Here is a 20,105-nt window from a genome sequence, read left to right as displayed (position 1 = left end):
TCAGCAAAGTCTTTAATTGCTCGAAGACAATAAAAATAAAACGATGAACCAGGTAGACTACCTCCGTATTAGCTTAATCGATCGCTGCAATTTTCGTTGTCAATACTGTATGCCAGAGGGAGTAGAACTGGACTATATTCTCAAGCAACAAATGTTGACTGATGAAGAACTACTCACCCTAATTCAAGAGGTATTTATTCCCGTAGGCTTTAATCGGTTTCGTTTAACGGGGGGTGAACCCTTATTACGTCCGCGTGTGGTGGAGTTGGTCGGCGCGATCGCAGCTCTTCCCCAAACTCAAGATATCTCAATGACCACCAACGGTTTTTTGCTAGCTCCGATGGCACAAAACCTCTACAATGCTGGTCTGCGACGAATTAATATTAGTCTGGACTCTCTTGATACCGATACTTTTGACCAAATTATCGGTAATCAGGGGCGTTCTCGTTGGCAACAAGTTTGGCAAGGGATTCAAGCTGCCCATCATGTCGGATTCGACCCACTGAAGCTAAATGTGGTAGTGATTCCTGGCGTTAACGATCAGGAAGTTCTAGATTTAGCTGCCCTGACAATTGACAAACAGTGGCACGTTCGATTTATTGAATTTATGCCTATTGGTAATGTGCATTTGTTTGGCGATCGCGGTTGGGTATCTTCAGCGGAGTTACGACAACAAATTTGCGATCGCTGGGGCTTGATAGAATCTCAAGTTCGTGGTGCTGGTCCTGCTGATGTCTTTCAAATTCCCGGCGCGAAGGGGACAATAGGATTTATTAGTCAGATGTCGGAATGTTTTTGCGATCGTTGTAATCGGATGCGCCTGAGTGCGGATGGCTGGCTGCGTCCCTGTTTATTGAATGAAACTGGTCAAATAGATTTAAAAACTGCTCTGCGTTCTGGTGTCAGCACCACTCAATTACAAGAGCAAGTCAGGCATTTACTCGGAATCAAGCCAGAAATTAACTTTAAAGGGCGCGATTCTGGCATTTTAGGTAGATATACCCGCACCATGTCGCAAATTGGTGGTTAGTCATTGGTCATTTGTCATTTGTCCTTTGCAAATGACTAGGAGAGAAGTCTGAGCGGAGGCTTCCTCCGCTCAGAACTTCTCCTCAGGGAGACGCTGCGCGAACGGGGACAAATAACTATTACGCTTGTCGTGAGTAGTATTCCACCACAAGTAGTTCATTAACTTGTAATGCCACCCATTCGCGCTCAATAACGCTGTTAACTTTACCAACCAACTTAGTTTTGTCAAACTCCAAATGACTGGGGAGGTTAGCCAAACCGGGATATTGTAAGTTGGTTTCCACCATTTTGCGTGATTGTACCCGATCCCTGACCGCAATTACTTCACCAGGACGGCATTGGTAGCTGGCAATATTGACCACACGACCGTTAACAGTGATGTGACTGTGATTTACCAGTTGACGCGCTGCTGGAATAGTCGGGGCAATACCCAAGCGGAAAACGGTATTATCCAAGCGCATTTCTAGCAATTGCAGCAGTACTTGTCCGGTAGAACCAGTAACACGTCTGGCTTTTCGCACATAGCGCAGCAATTGCTTTTCAGTCAAACCGTAGTTGAAGCGGAGTTTTTGCTTTTCCTCTAGACGGATAGCATACTCAGAGCGCTTCTTGCGGTTCTGACCATGCATACCAGGTGGGTAAGCGCGTCTGGCGCTTTTACGAGTCAATCCTGGTAAGTCGCCCAAGCGACGGACAATTCTGAGGCGTGGCCCTCTATATCGGGACATGAGTTTCCTTAATCTAATCCTGTTTAAACTTTACCCAAACATTCCATTTTGACATTCCCCTGATCAGAAATCAGGGAATTCTTGGTTTTTTGAGGCTGCTTGCCTTGGTATGACGTATCATACCAATGTAGAGGCATCAATTGCGCTAGTTGCTTTAAGTCGGTACCGACGCACTGGCTTCCAAGCCTGAATTCCGACGTGTCCCGCCGTACTCCTGCCAATAAGTTTTTTGTGTTTATTTAGTTTCGTAGGCTACTCAATCATCAGATTGGTTTACGTAGTATTCTTACTCGGAAATACTTTTTACGTTGCCTACTTATCATTCAAACAGTTATATTAGCACAATTTTCCACATAATTAATTATGTATATACTTTATTCCCGCCAAAATTCTTTGATTGCAGAGGATTTGAAAATAATTTTTTTAAAATAATATTTGAGTTAGCATAACGTTGGGTGTTTGGAGAATGGCAATATCAATGAGGAAAAAAGTGGTTAGGAAAGGTAAGAACGAACAAGGCAGTTCCACATCCAGGATTCTAATAGTACCAGTTTTGGCTATAGCTGGATGGTTAACAACGATCTTGCCTAATGTGGCTGTTGCTGCCTCTTACAGCAATGATTATAGTGTTTGTGCGGGTCGCCTTTTGAGCGTGGGTGTAACGGCACAAGCGGCATCACAAGGTTGTGCAAAGGCACTGCGTCCAAGGGATTTGGCCGCTTGCGTGGTTAAAATTGAGAAGCAAACCCAAATTGCCGCGACAGATGCGCTTTATTCTTGTGGAAAAGCCCGTCGTCCTGAGGAGTTAGCTACCTGCGTAGTCGGTGTCAGCTCTAGTACTCAGGAAGCAGTTAATCCCGCAGCTTTAGATTACTGTGGCCGTAGTTTGTTGCCCGTGCGCTTTGGTCAGTGTGTGGTTGGCTTCCATAGTAGTAAAATCGATCTTCCCCCTACCCAGATATTGGAAACTTGTATCAATGCTAGTGATAGCGTTATCGGTGCTTCATCTTCGTCTACACCGCCGAGTATAATTCCTACCGGATCAAGTCCAAGTCTAGAGATTACCCCAATTCAAACGCCGCAGCCGCCTGCTCCCGCACAACCGGTTGTTCCACTGCAACCGATTATTCCAACGCAACCACCGGGCACTAATTAAATTTCAGTGCTTTTTAACTCATAGTAAACTCAGCGAGTTCCTCACGAAAGTCGCTGAGTTTACTATTTCGAGTCATTAGTACCAATGACTAATGACAATGGAAAGGCGGGCGGCTATTCCTCCCACCCAAGAATCTTGGGATGGGATTCTCGCCAATTTTCGGTAATTGTCAATAGACGAACCACGCCCTTACTCTTAAGCAAAGGACAAAATCAGTAAAAAGCTTACTTTATCAGCTTTTTTAATTTTGAATTCAGCCTAATGGCGCTAGTCTTCTCTTTCGCCAAAAGCTGTCTGCAATACTACTGCAATACCACCGTCTTGGTGATATTTATCTGCCCAGGCACGGATAACTTCATCCAATTCTTCCATAGCTTGCTCCATTTTTTCTGGGAGGATATCAAGTTCTTCCAGCAAGCGCATGGCATTTCGTCGCCGTTCTGCCCAATTTTTCATCATGCGGAAATACCGCGCGGTATCTTCCACCATGATGTAAGTACGTTCTTGATCGTCTGCTGGGGCATAAAAAGGACGGGTAAGTGCGTAGAAGGGCATTCCCCAAGGAGAATCAATGCGTGTTACCGTGCCTGAATAGAGTAGACGGCGCTTGATATGCTCACCCAAGGCTTCACTCAATGGCATTTGGTGTTCGGGTGGCAATTCTTCTTGCGATCGCTTGTGCAAAAACTCAATCAAATCCAGAAACTCAAAAGAGCTAACTAACTGGGCATCAGGTAGATTACTTGGCAGTTTCTGCTCAATTTGTCTTTTTTCTTCACTTGTCAGACTGCTACCAGGAACGCGCGATCGCCCCGGTTGCCAAGGATACTTTTCTAGCCAAACATAAGGCAATTGAATCAGATAACGCGGTTCTTGAGAACCCAACATCTTTAACAGTTTGCCTTCTGTTAGCGCCTGTCTGACTTCTTCTACAATAATTTTTACGCGTTTCGGTTCCAGGTGGTGCAAATGCCCTGTCATCCGCAGGTTTTGTCCCTGCTCCAGATAGGTCATGTAAATTGCACATTTTGCTGCTGTTGCGGCTGCGTCTAAAAATGCCCCATGCCTGTGCCCACTCGTCCGCATGGCACTAAAAGCCAGATAAAGCATGATCTGATCCATCGCACTGGGGTCAAGACGTTTGATCAGATCTATGTCGTTACTCATATGACAGACAATTGAATAGCACGTTTACACAGTTTTTAATCGAGTGATAATAGGGTAGTATACACCTGGGCCAAGGCAATGTCTTCACGTTCAGACTATATTAGTATGCGATAACTATCAAATCTGTGGTAGCCCAAACTACCATTGTCACATATTCTCTGGTACACAAGCAGATTCGGTGGTTATTACTAAAACTGTCTCTGCATTTGACCGGAAAATTACAGACATTACCAAGTCCAACTTGAGGACGGTTTACATCCCCAGATCAAGTGTGGTGCAAGTAATCTACAAAGCCTTTCAGTTTTCTGGGGTTTTTCTGATCTTTCAAGAGCAACAACGTCAAGCTGCTTACACCTAATTATGGCACTATGCCGACTGGGAGTAAAAACTAGTTTGCGCGGTTCATCTGGGATATCTGTTACTCGAAAAAGATGGGTTTTTTCAGCTTTGGCAAATTATTTGTAGCACACAGATGACTAGAAATAATTGGAAGTGGTCTCAAAAGAAATCGCTAGGTGTAGCCACATTCAGAGGTTGAGCCACACGGCTGGTTGTGAACTCTCATCCCGTTCACAACCTCCAGTGATGTCTTGGCAGTATCAGCCGTTGGGTTGAGGCAAGATAGTAGACATCAAGTAGAGCAATTAATTCCAATTTCAAAATACCTGTTCTTTTTTCAAATATCGTTATTTATCATATCATTGTTTTGGGGATTTGGAATAAACTTATGTACTATAAACTTGATCAATCATGCTTATTAAAATACTTCCCATTCTGGTTAAATCAAGGTTTGATGATATTTTCATGTCTACTCCTAAATCTAAGTCTAATTTATCGTTTTCTGTTGATGATTGGACAGAGAAACCTGCGATTAATTCCGACAGAATCCCATACCTATAAGCCTTTATTCCTCGTGCTAATAACCTGAAGATTAGTTACTAGCCATAGATATGATAAAACATATTGGATTCCATCTGATGATTATTTAGAGATTTTTTCACGATGACTTTATGTTTTTTTAATGAAAGAACTTTAAATTTTCATCATTCAACTAATTCATTGGCTCCTTTCAAGTATGTTTTTACCTCCCTGTTTTAGATATTTGAGGGACTTAAATTGCGTAGATAGTTTATTGCTATAAAAGAAGGAGCATCCGCAGCAGGCTACGATGTAAGCTTCTTTCTCTGGGCATCTGGGCGATCGCAGTCCAAGTTGACTACAGACCGGCAGAAATAAACATACCATCTCACGAAACACAAAAGCACAGAAATAAGGAATTTTGAATCTTGCGTTACTCGCAGGGGTTTTAGTAGAATAAAGATAGTAGCTGTTTCATAGGCGATCGCTCCATATATTCATGTAGCTAGAATAGTCTCCCACGCTGAAAAAACGGGTTACTCTAAACATTTGTGCTACTTCTTCATCTCTTAGTTGCAAAATGTACTGCAATGGTCTTAACTCCTTGCCAATTTACTCTGTGAGCTAGTACTCGTCCTCAGTTGCTTGAGTCAGTACTACTCATACTGCTTATATATACGTGTTTTCCCTATCTGTATCAGGCTAAATTCCGAAAAATATATTACAAGTCAAGTAGGGGCACAGCAATGGTGTGCCCCTACTATGTGTTGCATCTAAACCAGAACTGCTATAGATATAGAAATTTAGTATCTAAATATATGGAATACCTGCGATCGCATTAGTTTGGAGAAGTTACAAGTGGGCGTCAGGATTCATGCCCAGAGTGATGGGGGGTAAAGTAGCTCCCATCACAGCTAAACTAATTGAACTCGCCATTTAATTCGTGGGATTAGAGGGTTTAACCTGATTTCGCATTGTTTCAAAGCTGAAAGCAGCCGCGCCAAAGGTTACTAACAATACTCCCAGAATTTGCACAATATCCAAATTTTCTTGAATGATTAAGCCAGCGAAAATTACGGTTAAAACTGGAATAGTCCCACCGATGAGCGCCGATCGTGAAGCCCCTAGTTTAGTAATACCAACATTATTCAGCAAATATCCGGCAAGAGTCAGCACACCCAAAATAAATGCGCTTAAAACCAGTTCCAGCATCTTAGAGGGATCAACTATCAAGTTCCAACTGGTTGGTAAAGGTAGCATTAAGCAGATAAAGCTCAACAACAACATCGTAGCGAAGTTAATTAAAGTAAAAGTCACCGGATGCAGTTTGCTAGCACAAACCCGCGTCAGAATTATGTAGGCAGCAAAAGCTACCCCGGAAAGAATGGCGGCGCTATTTCCCATTGAAATATTACCCATACCTGTGCTGGGAGAACCGCTTAAAACTAACAATTCACCGCAGCAAATCGCGGCGATCGCACTGATGCGAAATATGGTAGGGCGATCGCGGAACAGAAACCACGACAATAAACCAGTAACCATCGGATAGACGAAGAACAGTGCGATCGCCATTCCAGTTGTGACTTGAGCGATCGCAATGTAGATTAGCACCTGAGACAAAAACAAAAAGCCCCCACTGACAATCGACAACAGCAAAATCTGCTTGGTAGCTGCATTAACTGGTGTGGGATTTCCTCGAACTGAATTAGCCAAGTTTTCCAAGTCTTGCCACAATCGGGGATGCAGTATTGGAGACAACAGCAGCATCAGTGGTACTACTACCATAAATCGGAGCGTCAAAATTAATAGAGTATTGCCCAAAGTCGGTGGCAGCAAGCGCTCTACCTCTAATACTCCAAAAATCTGGGAACCTTGGTGAAAAACTATTTTGATGGCAACGTTATAAAGCGACGATACCACTACCGATAAGACAATCAACAAGAAACCGATTTGGAGTGTAGATAAGCCGGATGAATTAGGCGATCGTGATTCTGGGGGCTTTGCTTCCGGTTGCGGCTCTAGCGCAGTAGTCGATGAAGATTTAGCTTTGCTCTGTGATCCGTTTCTGCGGAGGACAGAAATTGGTTCAGCAGCGTTTCTCCTTCGTGAAGATGGCACAGATACAGTCGGAGGCTCTGATGTCCTTTCGTTTTCCGGCAAGTCTTGATTGCGGACAGAAATTGGTTCAACAGCGTTTTCCTTTGGTGGCGGAACTATAACCGCCTGCGCGTGTGATGTCGTTTCCCTTTGGGACAAGTCTTTGGTGGGGACAGAAATTGGATTCGCGCCGTTTTCTCTGATAATCGGCGGCTGTGATGTCCTTTCCCTTTGCGATAAGTCTTTGGTGGGGACAGAAATTGGATTCGCGCCGTTTTCTCTGATAATCGGCGGCTGTGATGTCCTTTCCCCTTCTGAAAATTTATTGGGGATCGGGGAAATTGGCTTAGGGGAATTTCTGACTACTTCGCCAGACTGTGGCGGGGATGTCTCAAAAAAACTGTTTTTCTCTGGCTCCGTAAACTGCAAAACAGTAGGTTTACCTGCTGTTGCTGGTTTGCGTGAAGTTTCTTCTATAGTTTTTTCTAGTTCTCCATGCAGGCGATTAACAAACTCCGCTAAAATCGTTTCCCCTTGTTGCTGCTGGCTGTACATCCGTGACAACTGTTGGGAAAGATTACTTTGATAGTTCTTCAGTTCTTGTTGCAGCGAGTTAAAAGTAACAGTAACGGTGTCATCCAGGCTGTCAAACATGTGTTCGACTTTTTCATTGATTTCACCTACTACAACATTGCTGCTCACTTGGGCGGACTTCAGGGCAGTTTGTTCATAAGATTTGCCCTCAATGATTTGGTTAGCTAAAGTTGCCAGAGAGGATTGCAGTTGTGAAGATATATGTTTTGCCAGAACTTCTGCCAGTTGACGAATTAACACTTGCTGCTCAGTGATTTGGCGCACTTGTTGTAAATGCTCTTTTTCCTCTACCAAGCTTTGAATTTCATCAGATAACCGATTTTTTTCGGACTGAAGCCGCTTTACGTCTTCCTGCAAAGCTCTAAGGACATTCTGCTGAAGATTTTCTAAGTCTTCAACTACAGCCCAAAGAGCATTTTCTGCTGCTCTAGGTAGCTCGCCTCTGACTCTTGGGTTTTCTGGTTGCTTCTCGAATCGCCCCATTAGCTTCTAACCTCTAACACCTTGACGATAAAGCTGCTTCCCGTACACTTGCTTGGCACTCATAGTAATTTCCTGTATTTTGTCAGATAAATTAAAAGTTTTAACAGCACTTGGGCATTTCAACGTAATTCTGTCATACTGGACACAGGTTAGCAAAGGATCAAATTTGCTCCACTGCTTACTACACGGTCTTATCTTCAGCATTGACAAGTATTTGGTCAGTTTTAATTTTCATAAATATATTCGCCAATCAGATTTTTACTTTTAAAAAAATCTCACTTAAAATAAATATTTATTGTTTTGCTACCAATAGTAGTTAGCAAGCACTTGCGCGTTGACGCAAAGCGACTTTTCCCCAAACATCGCCATAAAATTGTCTGACTTGCGAAACTAACTGTAAATTTGTGTGGAATGTAACTTGTGTGACAGTTTACATTTATAAATGGAGATTAAAGTATCTTTCTGTGGAAATTCAAAGTTACGCTATCCCCTGCACACATTCTAATGAATGAACAGCAATTCTGCAAAAACACACTTTTTTGGCGTTGTTGCAGTCTAGGTTCTACTTTGAGTAGATGCAATAGAGGAAAAAGTTAGGAAATATTAATCAATTCTTAGAAGAATAAAATCCGCGCGATGCTAAAGAGGGTAGCGCTAAGGATAGCACTCACGGGGATTGTAATTAGCCATGCGGCGGCAATACCTTTTAGTGTTTGGAACTTAATCGAGTTGATGTTTTGCACCAGTCCAATACCTACTACACCACCGACGAGGGCGTGAGAGGTGGAGACTGGTAAACCTAGCCGGGAGGCAATGAGGATGGTGGTAGCAGTGGCAAGTTCGGCACAAAATCCACTACTAGGTTGCAAGGCAATAATGTTTTCGCCAATAGTGGCGATGACTTTTTTTCCCCAGACAGCTAAACCACCAACAATACCAGCACCACCAAGGATTAAAATCCAAATGGGGATAGTGATACCATCTGTAGGTACGCTACCAGTGCGATTGATGTAGACGATCGCAGCTAAAGGAGCGATCGCATTTCCCACATCATTGGAACCATGAGCAAAGGCTACAAAGCAAGCACTCAATAATTGGAATCGGGCGAATAATCTTTCTACGGGATTGGGTATTGGGCATTGGGTAGACTCTTCTGTTTGTCCTGTTGTCCCCTTGTCTTCCAATTGTTGCCAACTAATGATTGTGAGTCCAACTGCTGCTACTGCACCCGTTAATAGTGGAATGTCGTAAGCAGGGATTGTAAAACCAACTTGCTCAATTACAAAATTGGTTAGCGGTTCAGTCAGTGATGGTAATACGATTACACCAAATATTCCCAGTAGCAAAGTACTCAACCAGGGAATCCACTCTTGTAACTGGACTAATTGATTGGGTTGATCCAAAATCCAGTGCTTGATTTGACTGTAAAATAAAGCAGCGATCGCACCACTAATTAACGGCGTTAAAATCCAGCCAATGGTAATTAATTTAATTGATGACCAATCAATTGCATCTACTCCTAAAGCTACCCAACTAAATCCAGCGATCGCACCAACAACCGCATGAGAAGATGAGACGGGTAAACCGCGTGATGTAGCAATTTGTAACCACACACCACACGATATTAGTACCGTTACCATCCCAACAACAAATATTTGGGGTGTAGCTGCGAATAAGGCAGGATTAGCAATTTTCGTCGCTAGGGTTTCTGTTACCTCATGTCCAAACAACACAGCACCCGTAAACTCTAATACCCCAGCAATAATTAGTGCCTGTTTCAGGGTGACAGCTTTGGAACCCACAGAGGTTCCCATCGCGTTAGCAACATCGTTTGCTCCGAGATTCCAGGCGACGTAGAAAGCTAGTAAGGCGACAGAAAGTAGAGTATACGGCATATATAGGCAGGTAAGGAACATGGGAAAGATGAGGATGAACCTCGGAGCTTAGTTGCTGAACCTCTGAGCTTCAGACTTCTAGTTTTAACACTCCCTCATCTCCCTCATCCCCCTTTTACGGATAAATTAAGATTTTATAAGTATCCGGTGTGGGTGCGATCGCAACTTCCACAGCTGCTGATAAATCTTTTAATGGATAGCGATCGCTAATCAAGGCTTTCACGTCTATCCTCTGATTAAATACAATATCAGCTGATAGATTCTGAAGCCGATAAGATGAGCTATAACTGCCGATCAAGTCAATTTCCCGACGGTAGAGGATATTAGGGTTAATCGGAATTTCCACCTCATCAGGGAATTCGGCGAAAAACAAGATTTTGCCACCTTTACGGGTACTATCAAGTGCTTGAAAAAAAGCTTTCTCACTAGGAACAGCCAGCAGAGTAACATCAACACCCAGTCCACCAGTTAAGGCATGGATTTTGGCGGTTAAATCGGGATCACGGGCATCAAAAGCCGCCTCTGCACCGACACTCAAGGCTTTTTCAATTCTAGAGGGTAGTAAATCGGTAGCGATCGCATTTGCTCCAAAATACTTCACCAACATCATGAACATTAACCCAATGGGACCAGCACCAGTAACTAAGACAGTTTGTCCTGGGGCAATTTGGGCTTTTTTCACAGCTTTCAAGCAGCAGTTAGTTGGTTCGACAAAACTCGCTTCTTCAAAACTGATGCGATCGGGGATGGGAATTAACCCACCATTTTCCACAATATGGCCCGGTACTTTAACATAATCAGCAAAACCGCCGCCACTGGCGTTAAAGCCTGCGGTTGTGGAGATGTTTTTGTAGACATCGCACATAGAGAAATTATCATTTAGGCAGTAGGCGCAACGCATACAGGGGATGTGGTGCATCACCGCTACTCGTTGTCCAACTTGCCAACCTTTAACATCATTGCCTACGGCTGCGATCGTGCCGGCAGTTTCATGTCCAAAAATGCGCGGCGGTTCATACAGTGGATAACGAATTTTTTTTATATCTGACTGACACAACCCCACAACCCGTACCTGTATCAGCACTTCATCTGGTTCTAAGGTTGGAACTGGGATATCTTCGTAAGACAGTTGATTAACGCCTCTAAATACTTGTGCTTTCATGTTGATTTTTCACCGCTCGATGTTATAGATGTAAGATTAGCAGTCAACGTTAAGCTATCAAGTTTGGGATTTAATATTGTTTGTAAATCTTGGTGCTTCTCTACTGAGTAATTCTATAAGCTCAAAAAAACTCATGGCTGGCTTTTTGAGACTTTGAGACTGTCGCTGTAATACCTCAATAACTTGTTGCGGATACAGATTATATAATTCAGTTAAAAACTCATCTGGAGATTTGGCTTTGATTTGCCAAGGTGCCAAATCCTGATCTTGAAAATGCTTCAGGTTTGAGGTGACAATTATATTAGCCTTACCTACCACAGCAGCAGCCAGAACATGGCGATCGTTAGGGTGATTTGTCATTAATTGAACAATATTATCAGAAACTACGATTAGTGCTGTGGGAAAGGCTTCTTTAATTCTCCCTTCCAGTCTCATCGCTTGGGTAGTTGTGAGTCTACCTGTATTTATTAGATTACGAGTTGCGCCATCAAGTATTTCTTGCGACCAATGTGGTACATATAAACTAGCCTCAGACATACACAATAGGGTATCTCGTAAGTACATAGGGAACAGTACACAAGAATCTAGTACAGCATGATACATAATACTCAGTAAATAATGAGAACACCCTACTGATAAAATCCTAACTCTTGGCTTTCGGCTATTAATTCATCTAGCAGTTGTCTACGTTTAGTATCCCTTTGCTGTTTATATTTTCTTAAATCCTCAAATTTCACGCGTCTATGAGTTCCTACCATAATGTAAGGAAGCTCACCCTGCTCTAATAATTTAATCAGATAGGGACGTGACACATTCAACAAATCAGCCGCTTGTTGTGTTGTTAGCTCTGGATTATGTGTAACTATAGATACATTTTTCCCTGATGCCATTGCCTGCACGACTTGGCGTAATACACAACATACAGAATCAGGAATAGTCATTTCTTCGCCGTTTGCTGCTGCTAATTTCAGTTGACTGTTTTCCTGATTGAGTATATGTTCAAGTTGCTTTATAGCCTCAGCTTCAGCTTCTGTAAGAATACTGGAATCAGTAGGCATTTGGTTAGATAGGAAGGTATTCATAAAGAGGGTTAGCTTGGTATTTTGTTTTCATTGTATTACACAAACGCAATAAACGAAAAGAGGATATAAAATGAAAAACAGGGGAAAGGGAACCCCATATTTATCTGTAACGCTGTATTATTTTTGAATATTTTCTCAAGATTTTCTCCAAGACGCCAGCAATGACTATTCGCCATGCGACTGAAACTGACTTGCCTGCAATTGTGACAATTTATAATGCTGCAATTCCTAGCCGCATGGCAACTGCTGATTTAGAACCAGTGTCTTTGGAAAGTCGCCTTTCTTGGTTTAAGGAGCGATCGCCTTCACAACGCCCAATTTGGGTAATCGAAGTAGAGGGAATAATTGCTGGATGGCTTAGTTTCCAATCCTTTTATGGGCGGCCTGCCTATAGTACGACTGCCGAAATTAGTATTTACATAGCCCCTCGCTTTCATCGGTGTGGTTTGGGACGACAACTATTAGCACAAGCAATTAGCGAAAGTCCTACTTTGGGTTTAAAGACCCTAGTTTGCTTGATTTTTGCCCACAATCAACCCAGTTTAAAACTTTTTGAAACATTTGGTTTTCAACACTGGGGACATTTACCTAAAGTTGCCGAAGTTGATAGTGTTGAACGAGACTTAGTAATCATGGGACTCCGAATTAAACCACGTCTATCTTGAAACCTGTAGTTCTTCGGTGATCAAAAGGATTTGCCCTCATCCCCCAACCCCTTCTCGCAGATTTGGGAGAAGGGGAACCCTCACCCTAAGTCCCTCTCCCAGATATGGGAGAGGGATTTAGGGTGAGGGCAAAAACTACGCTTCTCAACATAGATGAGGTTTAGTAAACCTGTTGTTTAATTGGATGGCAATAATATTAACAACGCTGTAATTGTGTTAAAAAGACAACAATTTCATCAATTGCCTGCCGCACAACTGTTGTAGGTTGTTCCGATTGATTCACGATAATACTAAAAACTAACGGCTCATATTTAGGCGCATTCATGTATCCAGATAGAGAAACTACACCTGTTAAGGTGCCTGTTTTGGCTTGCACAATCCCCTCAGCAGATGTGTTTTGAAAGCGCCCTTTCAAGGTTCCACTTTTACCCGCCACCGGTAAAGATGCGCGATACACATATCCTGTTGGTGTTCTTGCTATTCCTCGCAAAGTTTGTACAAAAGCTTCTGGTGTCACTAAGTCACGACGTGATAAACCCGAACCATCCACTAAAACATAATTTGCTGGATCAACTCCCAATTTAGTTAAACTCGCTTTGACAACTTCCAAACCGACATCAGCGCTAGTCTGATTTTTCCCTCTGGTTTTTTTCACAGCTAATGCTCTCAGCAGTGCTTCAGCATAAAGATTATTACTATTCTGAAGAGTTTCCATTAATAATTCAGATAAAGGTGGCGACTCTACAAATGCTATTTCCTGTTGATTAACACCCCCACTTTCTACTAATGTTTGTCCCAAGGTAATTTTTTCTCTTGCCAAAGCAGTACGGAAGCGCCGTAAGAAGTAATAATTAGGGTCAACTACAGGCAAATCTATTAAAGACGGTTCCGAATTCGTTGTCAGTTGTCCTTGAATTCGTAATGCTGTTCCTGATAATTCACGCGTAACGTTGACGTAGATTGGTTGATTTTGGGCAACCGTTACTGACTGATTAATTATCCGCCACTGTTTCGCCTCGTCAGCATCAATCCACAGCACTTGTAAAGATTTACCTACAGCCTGCGGTACAAGTTTTAAGCTAAAAATATTTTGATTCAGAATAAAGCTGCTGATTGGTGCGCCATAGTCTGACTGCACATCTTCCCATTGCCAGGTGGGGTTGACAATATTCCCTTGAATATAACTATCATCAGCTATCAATTGCTGAATTTTAGTGATACCTTTCTGTTTTAGCTGCTGTGCTAATGTTTGCAGTTGAGTATCACTTAAGCTGGGATCTCCCCTACCAACAATACGTAAAACACCTTTGCCATTCTGATAAATTGAGGTGCGAATCCGAAAATTAGCACCCAACTGCTGCAATGCGGCTGCTGTTGTCAGCAACTTCAAGTTAGACGCGGGAGTAAAATATTTCTGAGCATCCCGACTGTAAAGAGTTTGTCCGGTTGACAGTGGTTGCACCAAAATTCCCCAGCGCCCCCGACTGAATAAGGGACGATTGATTACACCATCTATAGCTGTTCCCAGTTGGGTAGAGCAAATTGATTTTGTGGTAGTTGTTGGTACAACTGGGGTTTGTGCTTTAGCTGCTGGCTGGGTAACACCAATTTGAGTACCCAGAAACAGCAGCATCAAGCTAAGAGAAATTTTCCTAGTCATCACATAGTTCTTAAAACTACTTGATGATAATACCTTGGTGTAGCATTTTTTTAACGTCAGTTCGACAGGAGGAAATTAACGCTTTGCTTTTGCTTTTGCTTTTTCTTCTTCCTCCTCTTCCTCTTCTGCCCCGAATACTTCGTCTATGAGTTCTTGCGCTCGCTTGTCTGAAATTTTCAACGCTTCCTGAAGCTCAGAGATATAATCCTGTTCTGCTTCCGGTACTTCCTCATCAATCCCTACGACTAAGATAGCGGTGGCGGAAAAATACATTGGTATGAATCTTTTTTCATAAAAAATACGCAGAGGATACATTTCTCTGCGTATAAAAATAGTTAAACTGCCCAGAATTATCAAAAAGCGTTACAACTTCGTCCCACACTCAGCGCAGAAGTTGTGGGTAGGAGCATTTTTCGCACTACAGTGGCTACAATATACTGCTTCTACTGCGGCTTTCGGCGGTTGCTTCTGCAAGCCGACCATTTGAGCGTTACTCTTGCCAGGGATTACCATTGGATAGCAGTTTTCGTCTCTGGTGACGTGGACATTCACGATCACCGGGCCGTTATGTGCCAGCATTTCAGCGATCGCATCTTTCAATTCCCTGCGATCGCTGATTACCATCCCCTTAATCCCATAGGCTTTTGCTAACAACTCTACGTCTGGCATCCCTACTTCCATGTTTGAGCATGAGTAACGCTCACCATAGAAGGCTTGCTGCCACTGGCGCACCATCCCTTGCCAGCCGTTATTGATAATTAATGTCTTGACGTTTATCCCATACTGTGCTAATGTACCAAGTTCCTGCAAACACATTTGGAAACTGGCATCACCGCTAATACAGATGACTTCCTCATCAGGAAACGCCACTTTGGCGCCCATTGCCGCAGGTAAGCCAAAACCCATTGTTCCCAAACCAGCACTAGAAATCCAGCGCCTTGGGCCATTCTTCAGGAATTGTGCTGCCCACATTTGATGTTGTCCGACATCTGTGGTGTAGAAAGCCTGCGGTGCTTGGCGACTGACTTCTACAATCACTTCTTGGGGTGAAATGCTGTCAGGATGATGCGGCACTATTAGAGGATACTCTTCGCGCCAACGGTTAACTAAATTTAACCACTCTTGGTTTTGATTCGGTGTAGCCTTTACCCCTGTTTCTTTACATCGACGCAACAAGTCTACTAACACGTTCTGCACATCGCCGACAATGGGCACTTCAGGAACGCGGTTTTTGCCAACTTCTGCCGGATCGATGTCGATGTGAATTACTTTGGCGCGGGAGGCGAATTCGTCTAACTTGCCTGTAACGCGATCGTCAAATCTAGCGCCAACGCAAATCAGCAAGTCACAATCACTAACAGCGAAGTTAGCGTAAGCAGTGCCGTGCATCCCCAACATTCCCAAAGCTAGGGGATGATGTTCGTCAAAGGCACCGATCCCCATTAAGGTTGTGGTTACAGGGATATTAAATAATTCAGCTAGTTCTTTTACTTCTTCATGGGCGCCAGCTGCGATCGCACCACCACCGACATATAATAGCGGACGGCGACTTTCAGTAATCAACTGAATCGCGGCATTAATCTGCCGGGGATTTCCCTTTACCGTAGGACGATAACCGCGTAATTTCACTGAACCTGGTTTCACAGGCACATAGTCAAATTCTTCTAAAGCTACATCTTTGGGGACATCAATCAAAACTGGCCCCGGACGCCCAGTGCTAGCGATGTGAAAGGCTTCGGCGACAATTCGCGCCATATCTTTGGCATCCCGCACTACATAGGAGTGCTTCACAATCGGTAGGGTAATCCCGTAAATATCAGTTTCCTGAAAGGCATCTGTACCAATGGACGGACGTGCTACTTGCCCTGTAACCACAACCATTGGGATCGAATCCATGTAAGCTGTGGCGATGCCTGTCACCAAGTTAGTTGCTCCTGGGCCAGAAGTGCCAAAGCATACTCCTACCTTGCCAGTTGCACGGGCGTAACCATCAGCAGCGTGGGCTGCGCCTTGTTCGTGTCTGACGAGAATGTGCTTCATAGCACCAGTTGCTTGCACCTTATACAGGTCGTCGTAAATTGGGAGAATTGCCCCACCAGGATAACCAAAAATATAATCAACGCCGTGGCGATGAAGGCTGTCAAGCAGGGCAAAACCGCCAGATGCACGTTTGGGTAGGACTGGTGGGCTAGAAGTACGAGACTGTTTGTGATTCTCGGTTTGTAGGAGACTAATTTGAGAAAGCGATGGCACGGTCAAACCTCAAACTATAGCTAAAATAAATGCTGAATTCTGTAGTTAGTATTTCATTTTAATTGAAAAGTTCAATCAAAATCTGATAATTTTATATATTAAATATAAACCTAGACTATTAGCCTACATTAATTAAATTACGTCTTGCAAGACTTTGCGGGTATTTTTCCAAGCCCAAACCCCGACAACTACGATAACAATACTCATTCCGACAAGTACAAATCGCAAGCCCAGAGCATCAGTTAATGGCCCAGTAATCGCTAAGGGTAAGGCTAGAGCGATGTTAACAGCATGATTTTGAAAGCCAAATACTTTACCGTGCATGGTAGGTGGTGTTTGCTGTTGAATCAAAGTTTGCATGGGCACACCAATTAAGGCAGCACCTATACCCAAAAATGCACAGAGTCCTAGCGCCAGCAATAAGTTCTGCGTAAAAGTGAATACCCCTAAAACTAGTGCAATCATCAAAAATCCTATTAAAGGTAGGGGCTTGTGATGAAATTTCTCACCCCAGTTACCTAAAATCGCTGCACCAAATACCATACCCACCCCTGCTGCTGCTAAGAAAAAGCCAAACTGTTTTTCTTTGAGACCAAACTCTGCGGCTAATCGAATTGTCAGCACTGTTAAGGCTGCAAACACACAATATAAAGTTGTCAGTTGCAGCATGGCGTTTAAAATCAAAGGGTTTTTCTTGAGATAGCGCAGACTCTCAGTGAATTCAGCCCAAGGGTTATTTGATGCCCGATTTTGCTTCGGTCGTTTGGGTTCTTTAAACTTAATCAGTTGGATGATCGCACCCGATAATATGTATAATCCACCTACCACAAGCTCTTGACCGTATTCTTCTCCCATCAAGCTTTTCGCCAAACTCAAAATTGGCTCTCCGATCGCAAAGCCAACAATTAAAGCTCCCATCATCGTACTGGTAAACAGTGCATTCGCTGCTAACAAATTCTCTCGCTTCACCAACAAAGGAATCGCTGCTTGTTCGGCTGGTGCAAAAAACTGCGTCACCGTGGAAATAGCAAAAGTCAGGATTAACAGAATCAGGAACTGTCGGGGTAACAAGGGAAGACATAGCGTTAATATTCCCCGCACGACATCTGAGCCGACCATAATCAGCTTTTTTGGCAAGCGGTCAACAAAGATGCCACCAGCAGAGCCGAACAAAATTGCTGGTATTGTAAAGGACAGCATCAAAGTTGAGTACATGGAGTTTTGTGCCAACCCCGGAAGCGGTGGGTAGTTCTCCAACAGAGCAATCAGCAAAACGAAAAAGACTTTATCTGCTAACTGGGACAACACTTGCCCAATCCACAGGAGCATAAAACCACGGTTTTTTAGCAGTGTGCCAAACCCTTTATTAACAGCATCAGGTTCAGTTGGAAACATTAAATACTTTCTTTGGGTAGATGGGGCATTGGGCATTGGGCACTTGTACTGAGCGAAGTCGTTGGCGCAGCCTCTCGTAGAGAAGTATTGGGCATTGGGGAGAATAAATGCTGACTCCTAACTCCTAACTCCTAACTCCTAACTCCTAACTCCTAACTCCTAACTCTATTGTCCGGATTAATTTGCTTCATAGCGCTTTAACAGCATAAGCAAAAACTCAGATGCTGTCAGATGACCTTTGGGTGGAAAAATACCAATAGACGAATCTACCCAGCAGCCTTGTACAGTTTGGGGGGATTTCCACATTGACAAATGATCAACTGCTGGCTGTGCATAAAAATTATCTTGCCCACTACCTAGCAAACAAGAACTCCAATGGGTGAAATAATCATGACTCATCCGATGAATCGGGAAATTAGCCTCTAGTGGTACTCCCCATCCATCTATAGCAATAAACGCTTTCACATGACCACCCAAGAGTTGCCACAAATATGCTGCTCCTATTGCCCCGATCACGCCAGCACTAAAGCTAATGAATATAATTGGTGATTTTAGCTGAAGGGACTTGCGATACCTGGGGTGATCTACGCTAACGCGCAAAAATTGCAAAATGTGAAATGCTGATAAAACCAAAAAATCCTGACCTGGATAAACCAGTATATTAGCTGGCTTTTGACTGACTGAGCTATGAGAAATTAAATCTAACAATTCTACTCTAAAACTTTCACTTAAATCTGGCTGATGAATTCCAGGGCAAATAATTATACTCATCCGTCTATCGTATTAGCAGCTTTTACAATCAGTAATAATTTAACTTACTAGAAAGATTTCGGCATGAGTTTGAGCGCTTACAACTTATTTTTTCAGTTCTGTAGATGTTGACTGTTCTCGAAATTCCGGTTCTAATTTTTCTTTAGATTTGGACGGAGTAACATACGCCACTACACCCATTCCAGCCATTGCACCGCCGATGATATACATAATATTTCTACTCAAATATTGAGAGCCGACGTATCCAAAGGCGATTGCTACGACTGTTGTGGCGATAATCTGAGGTAGTTTCATATTACTTAAGATGCAGTTCTTTAACTAATTATAAAGTGATTGGAGACGCTCTCAGCATCTGCCCTCCCCATGATCAATCAAGAGGTGGAGGGTATAGATTGCTAAAATCGAGTTGGAGCAAGTCTGTAAAATTGCTCTAGTCAGTTTAATTTTCATCTTCTTAAGTATTCAAAATGCGATCGCAGACAAGCCATTCCTCCATCATCAGTTTGGGAGCAAATTCCCCAATCTCTCGAAGTTGGCGTTATGGCGTTTTAGCTGTTTGTGCGTGTCAATAGAACGTAGGAGCAGATTTTCTTTGAAATATGTGTTACAGGACTTACGCAAACAATAGCCGAAAAGAATGATTTTCACGTAGGGGCAATACCCTGCGGGAAGCTAAAGCTACATGGATTGTCCCTACAGTATGTACTTTTGCGTAAGTCCTATGTTATTAATCCTGATTGACATCCTCCCACCACTGATTCGGAGTACCGAATGCAGTGGGGAATTCCAAAGATCACTCTTTGGGTTTCCTCTTTTCGCCAGTTGATTTGCTTGAAAGAGTTTCCTCACCTCTTGTATTGATCAGTCTTTCCAGAGGCGTTATACCATTTCACGCAAACCCTGACACATATAGATTTATCGTAGGGGCACAGCAATGCTCATTGGTGTCAACTTAAGCAAAAAGGCAGCATTAAGATGTCTCACTAAGAACATCGGAATTGATGTTCTTAGTGAGACATCATGAGTAGAAAACGTCCAGCGCGAACAGGAAACCCAGATTTGCGGCAGCAAAAGCATGTACCAGCGCCGCCAATAGAGCAAATCGAGAAA

General features: G+C 43.2%; 17 protein-coding genes. 4 read left to right on the top strand and 13 right to left on the bottom strand.

What is annotated here, in order from left to right; translation table 11 throughout:
* Nucleotides 1-43 precede the first annotated feature (43 nt).
* Complete coding sequence (moaA, locus tag ACYTXL_RS13115) at nucleotides 44-1,030, top strand: GTP 3',8-cyclase MoaA (protein ID WP_461925128.1); 987 nt, start codon at nucleotides 44-46, stop codon at nucleotides 1,028-1,030.
* A 118-nt stretch (nucleotides 1,031-1,148) separates the two neighbouring features.
* On the opposite strand, the gene rpsD is transcribed toward moaA, so the two are convergent.
* On the bottom strand, nucleotides 1,149-1,757 hold the full coding sequence (gene rpsD / locus ACYTXL_RS13110; protein ID WP_196515572.1) for a 30S ribosomal protein S4: 609 nt from the start codon (nucleotides 1,755-1,757) through the stop codon (nucleotides 1,149-1,151).
* A gap of 478 nt (nucleotides 1,758-2,235) precedes the next feature.
* Between rpsD and ACYTXL_RS13105 the strand changes: the two genes are divergently transcribed.
* Nucleotides 2,236-2,913, top strand: coding sequence for a hypothetical protein (locus ACYTXL_RS13105; protein WP_461921308.1), 678 nt, complete (start codon nucleotides 2,236-2,238; stop codon nucleotides 2,911-2,913).
* A 267-nt stretch (nucleotides 2,914-3,180) separates the two neighbouring features.
* Here the strand turns inward: ACYTXL_RS13105 and hetR are convergent, their stop codons facing one another.
* Complete coding sequence (gene hetR / locus ACYTXL_RS13100; protein WP_461921309.1) at nucleotides 3,181-4,080, bottom strand: heterocyst differentiation master regulator HetR; 900 nt, start codon at nucleotides 4,078-4,080, stop codon at nucleotides 3,181-3,183.
* 178 nt (nucleotides 4,081-4,258) lie between these two features.
* On the opposite strand from hetR, the gene ACYTXL_RS13095 reads away from it, so the two are divergent.
* A complete protein-coding gene (locus ACYTXL_RS13095) occupies nucleotides 4,259-4,438 on the top strand; it encodes a hypothetical protein (RefSeq protein WP_461921310.1) in 180 nt (59 codons plus the stop codon).
* A 1,436-nt stretch (nucleotides 4,439-5,874) separates the two neighbouring features.
* On the opposite strand, the gene ACYTXL_RS13090 is transcribed toward ACYTXL_RS13095, so the two are convergent.
* The 5 genes from ACYTXL_RS13090 to ACYTXL_RS13070 form a co-directional block, all read right to left on the bottom strand.
* Nucleotides 5,875-8,112, bottom strand: coding sequence for an EamA family transporter (locus ACYTXL_RS13090; protein ID WP_461921311.1), 2,238 nt, complete (start codon nucleotides 8,110-8,112; stop codon nucleotides 5,875-5,877).
* Nucleotides 8,113-8,726: 614 nt separating this feature from the next.
* Complete coding sequence (locus ACYTXL_RS13085) at nucleotides 8,727-10,007, bottom strand: inorganic phosphate transporter (RefSeq protein WP_461921312.1); 1,281 nt, start codon at nucleotides 10,005-10,007, stop codon at nucleotides 8,727-8,729.
* Between the two features lie 115 nt (nucleotides 10,008-10,122).
* A complete protein-coding gene (locus ACYTXL_RS13080; RefSeq protein ID WP_461921313.1) occupies nucleotides 10,123-11,169 on the bottom strand; it encodes a zinc-dependent dehydrogenase in 1,047 nt (348 codons plus the stop codon).
* 57 nt (nucleotides 11,170-11,226) lie between these two features.
* Complete coding sequence (locus ACYTXL_RS13075; RefSeq protein ID WP_461921314.1) at nucleotides 11,227-11,706, bottom strand: PIN domain-containing protein; 480 nt, start codon at nucleotides 11,704-11,706, stop codon at nucleotides 11,227-11,229.
* A gap of 92 nt (nucleotides 11,707-11,798) precedes the next feature.
* On the bottom strand, nucleotides 11,799-12,227 hold the full coding sequence (locus ACYTXL_RS13070) for a helix-turn-helix domain-containing protein (protein ID WP_461925127.1): 429 nt from the start codon (nucleotides 12,225-12,227) through the stop codon (nucleotides 11,799-11,801).
* A gap of 185 nt (nucleotides 12,228-12,412) precedes the next feature.
* Here ACYTXL_RS13070 and ACYTXL_RS13065 point away from each other — a divergent pair, with 185 nt between their 5' ends.
* Nucleotides 12,413-12,916 carry a GNAT family N-acetyltransferase gene (locus tag ACYTXL_RS13065; RefSeq protein WP_461921316.1) on the top strand — a complete coding sequence of 168 codons (504 nt, stop codon included), beginning with the start codon at nucleotides 12,413-12,415 and terminating at the stop codon, nucleotides 12,914-12,916.
* 196 nt (nucleotides 12,917-13,112) lie between these two features.
* Here ACYTXL_RS13065 and dacB read toward each other — a convergent pair whose 3' ends face one another.
* The 6 genes from dacB to ACYTXL_RS13035 all read right to left on the bottom strand — a co-directional run bounded on the left by dacB (nucleotide 13,113) and on the right by ACYTXL_RS13035 (nucleotide 19,289).
* Nucleotides 13,113-14,576 (bottom strand): D-alanyl-D-alanine carboxypeptidase/D-alanyl-D-alanine endopeptidase, encoded by a 1,464-nt coding sequence (gene dacB, locus ACYTXL_RS13060; RefSeq protein ID WP_461921317.1) that lies wholly within the window; start codon nucleotides 14,574-14,576, stop codon nucleotides 13,113-13,115.
* 75 nt (nucleotides 14,577-14,651) lie between these two features.
* Nucleotides 14,652-14,891 carry a hypothetical protein gene (locus tag ACYTXL_RS13055; protein ID WP_461921318.1) on the bottom strand — a complete coding sequence of 80 codons (240 nt, stop codon included), beginning with the start codon at nucleotides 14,889-14,891 and terminating at the stop codon, nucleotides 14,652-14,654.
* Nucleotides 14,892-14,939: 48 nt separating this feature from the next.
* A complete protein-coding gene (ilvB, locus tag ACYTXL_RS13050) occupies nucleotides 14,940-16,829 on the bottom strand; it encodes a biosynthetic-type acetolactate synthase large subunit (protein ID WP_461921319.1) in 1,890 nt (629 codons plus the stop codon).
* 132 nt (nucleotides 16,830-16,961) lie between these two features.
* On the bottom strand, nucleotides 16,962-18,224 hold the full coding sequence (locus tag ACYTXL_RS13045) for an MFS transporter (RefSeq protein ID WP_461921320.1): 1,263 nt from the start codon (nucleotides 18,222-18,224) through the stop codon (nucleotides 16,962-16,964).
* Nucleotides 18,225-18,401: 177 nt separating this feature from the next.
* Complete coding sequence (locus tag ACYTXL_RS13040; protein ID WP_461921321.1) at nucleotides 18,402-18,995, bottom strand: hypothetical protein; 594 nt, start codon at nucleotides 18,993-18,995, stop codon at nucleotides 18,402-18,404.
* Nucleotides 18,996-19,079: 84 nt separating this feature from the next.
* A complete protein-coding gene (locus ACYTXL_RS13035; RefSeq protein ID WP_461921322.1) occupies nucleotides 19,080-19,289 on the bottom strand; it encodes a hypothetical protein in 210 nt (69 codons plus the stop codon).
* Nucleotides 19,290-20,105: the final 816 nt, after the last annotated feature.

It is taken from the genome of Nostoc sp. (genome assembly GCF_054880495.1).
This window is presented reverse-complemented; position numbering and strand designations above follow the sequence as displayed.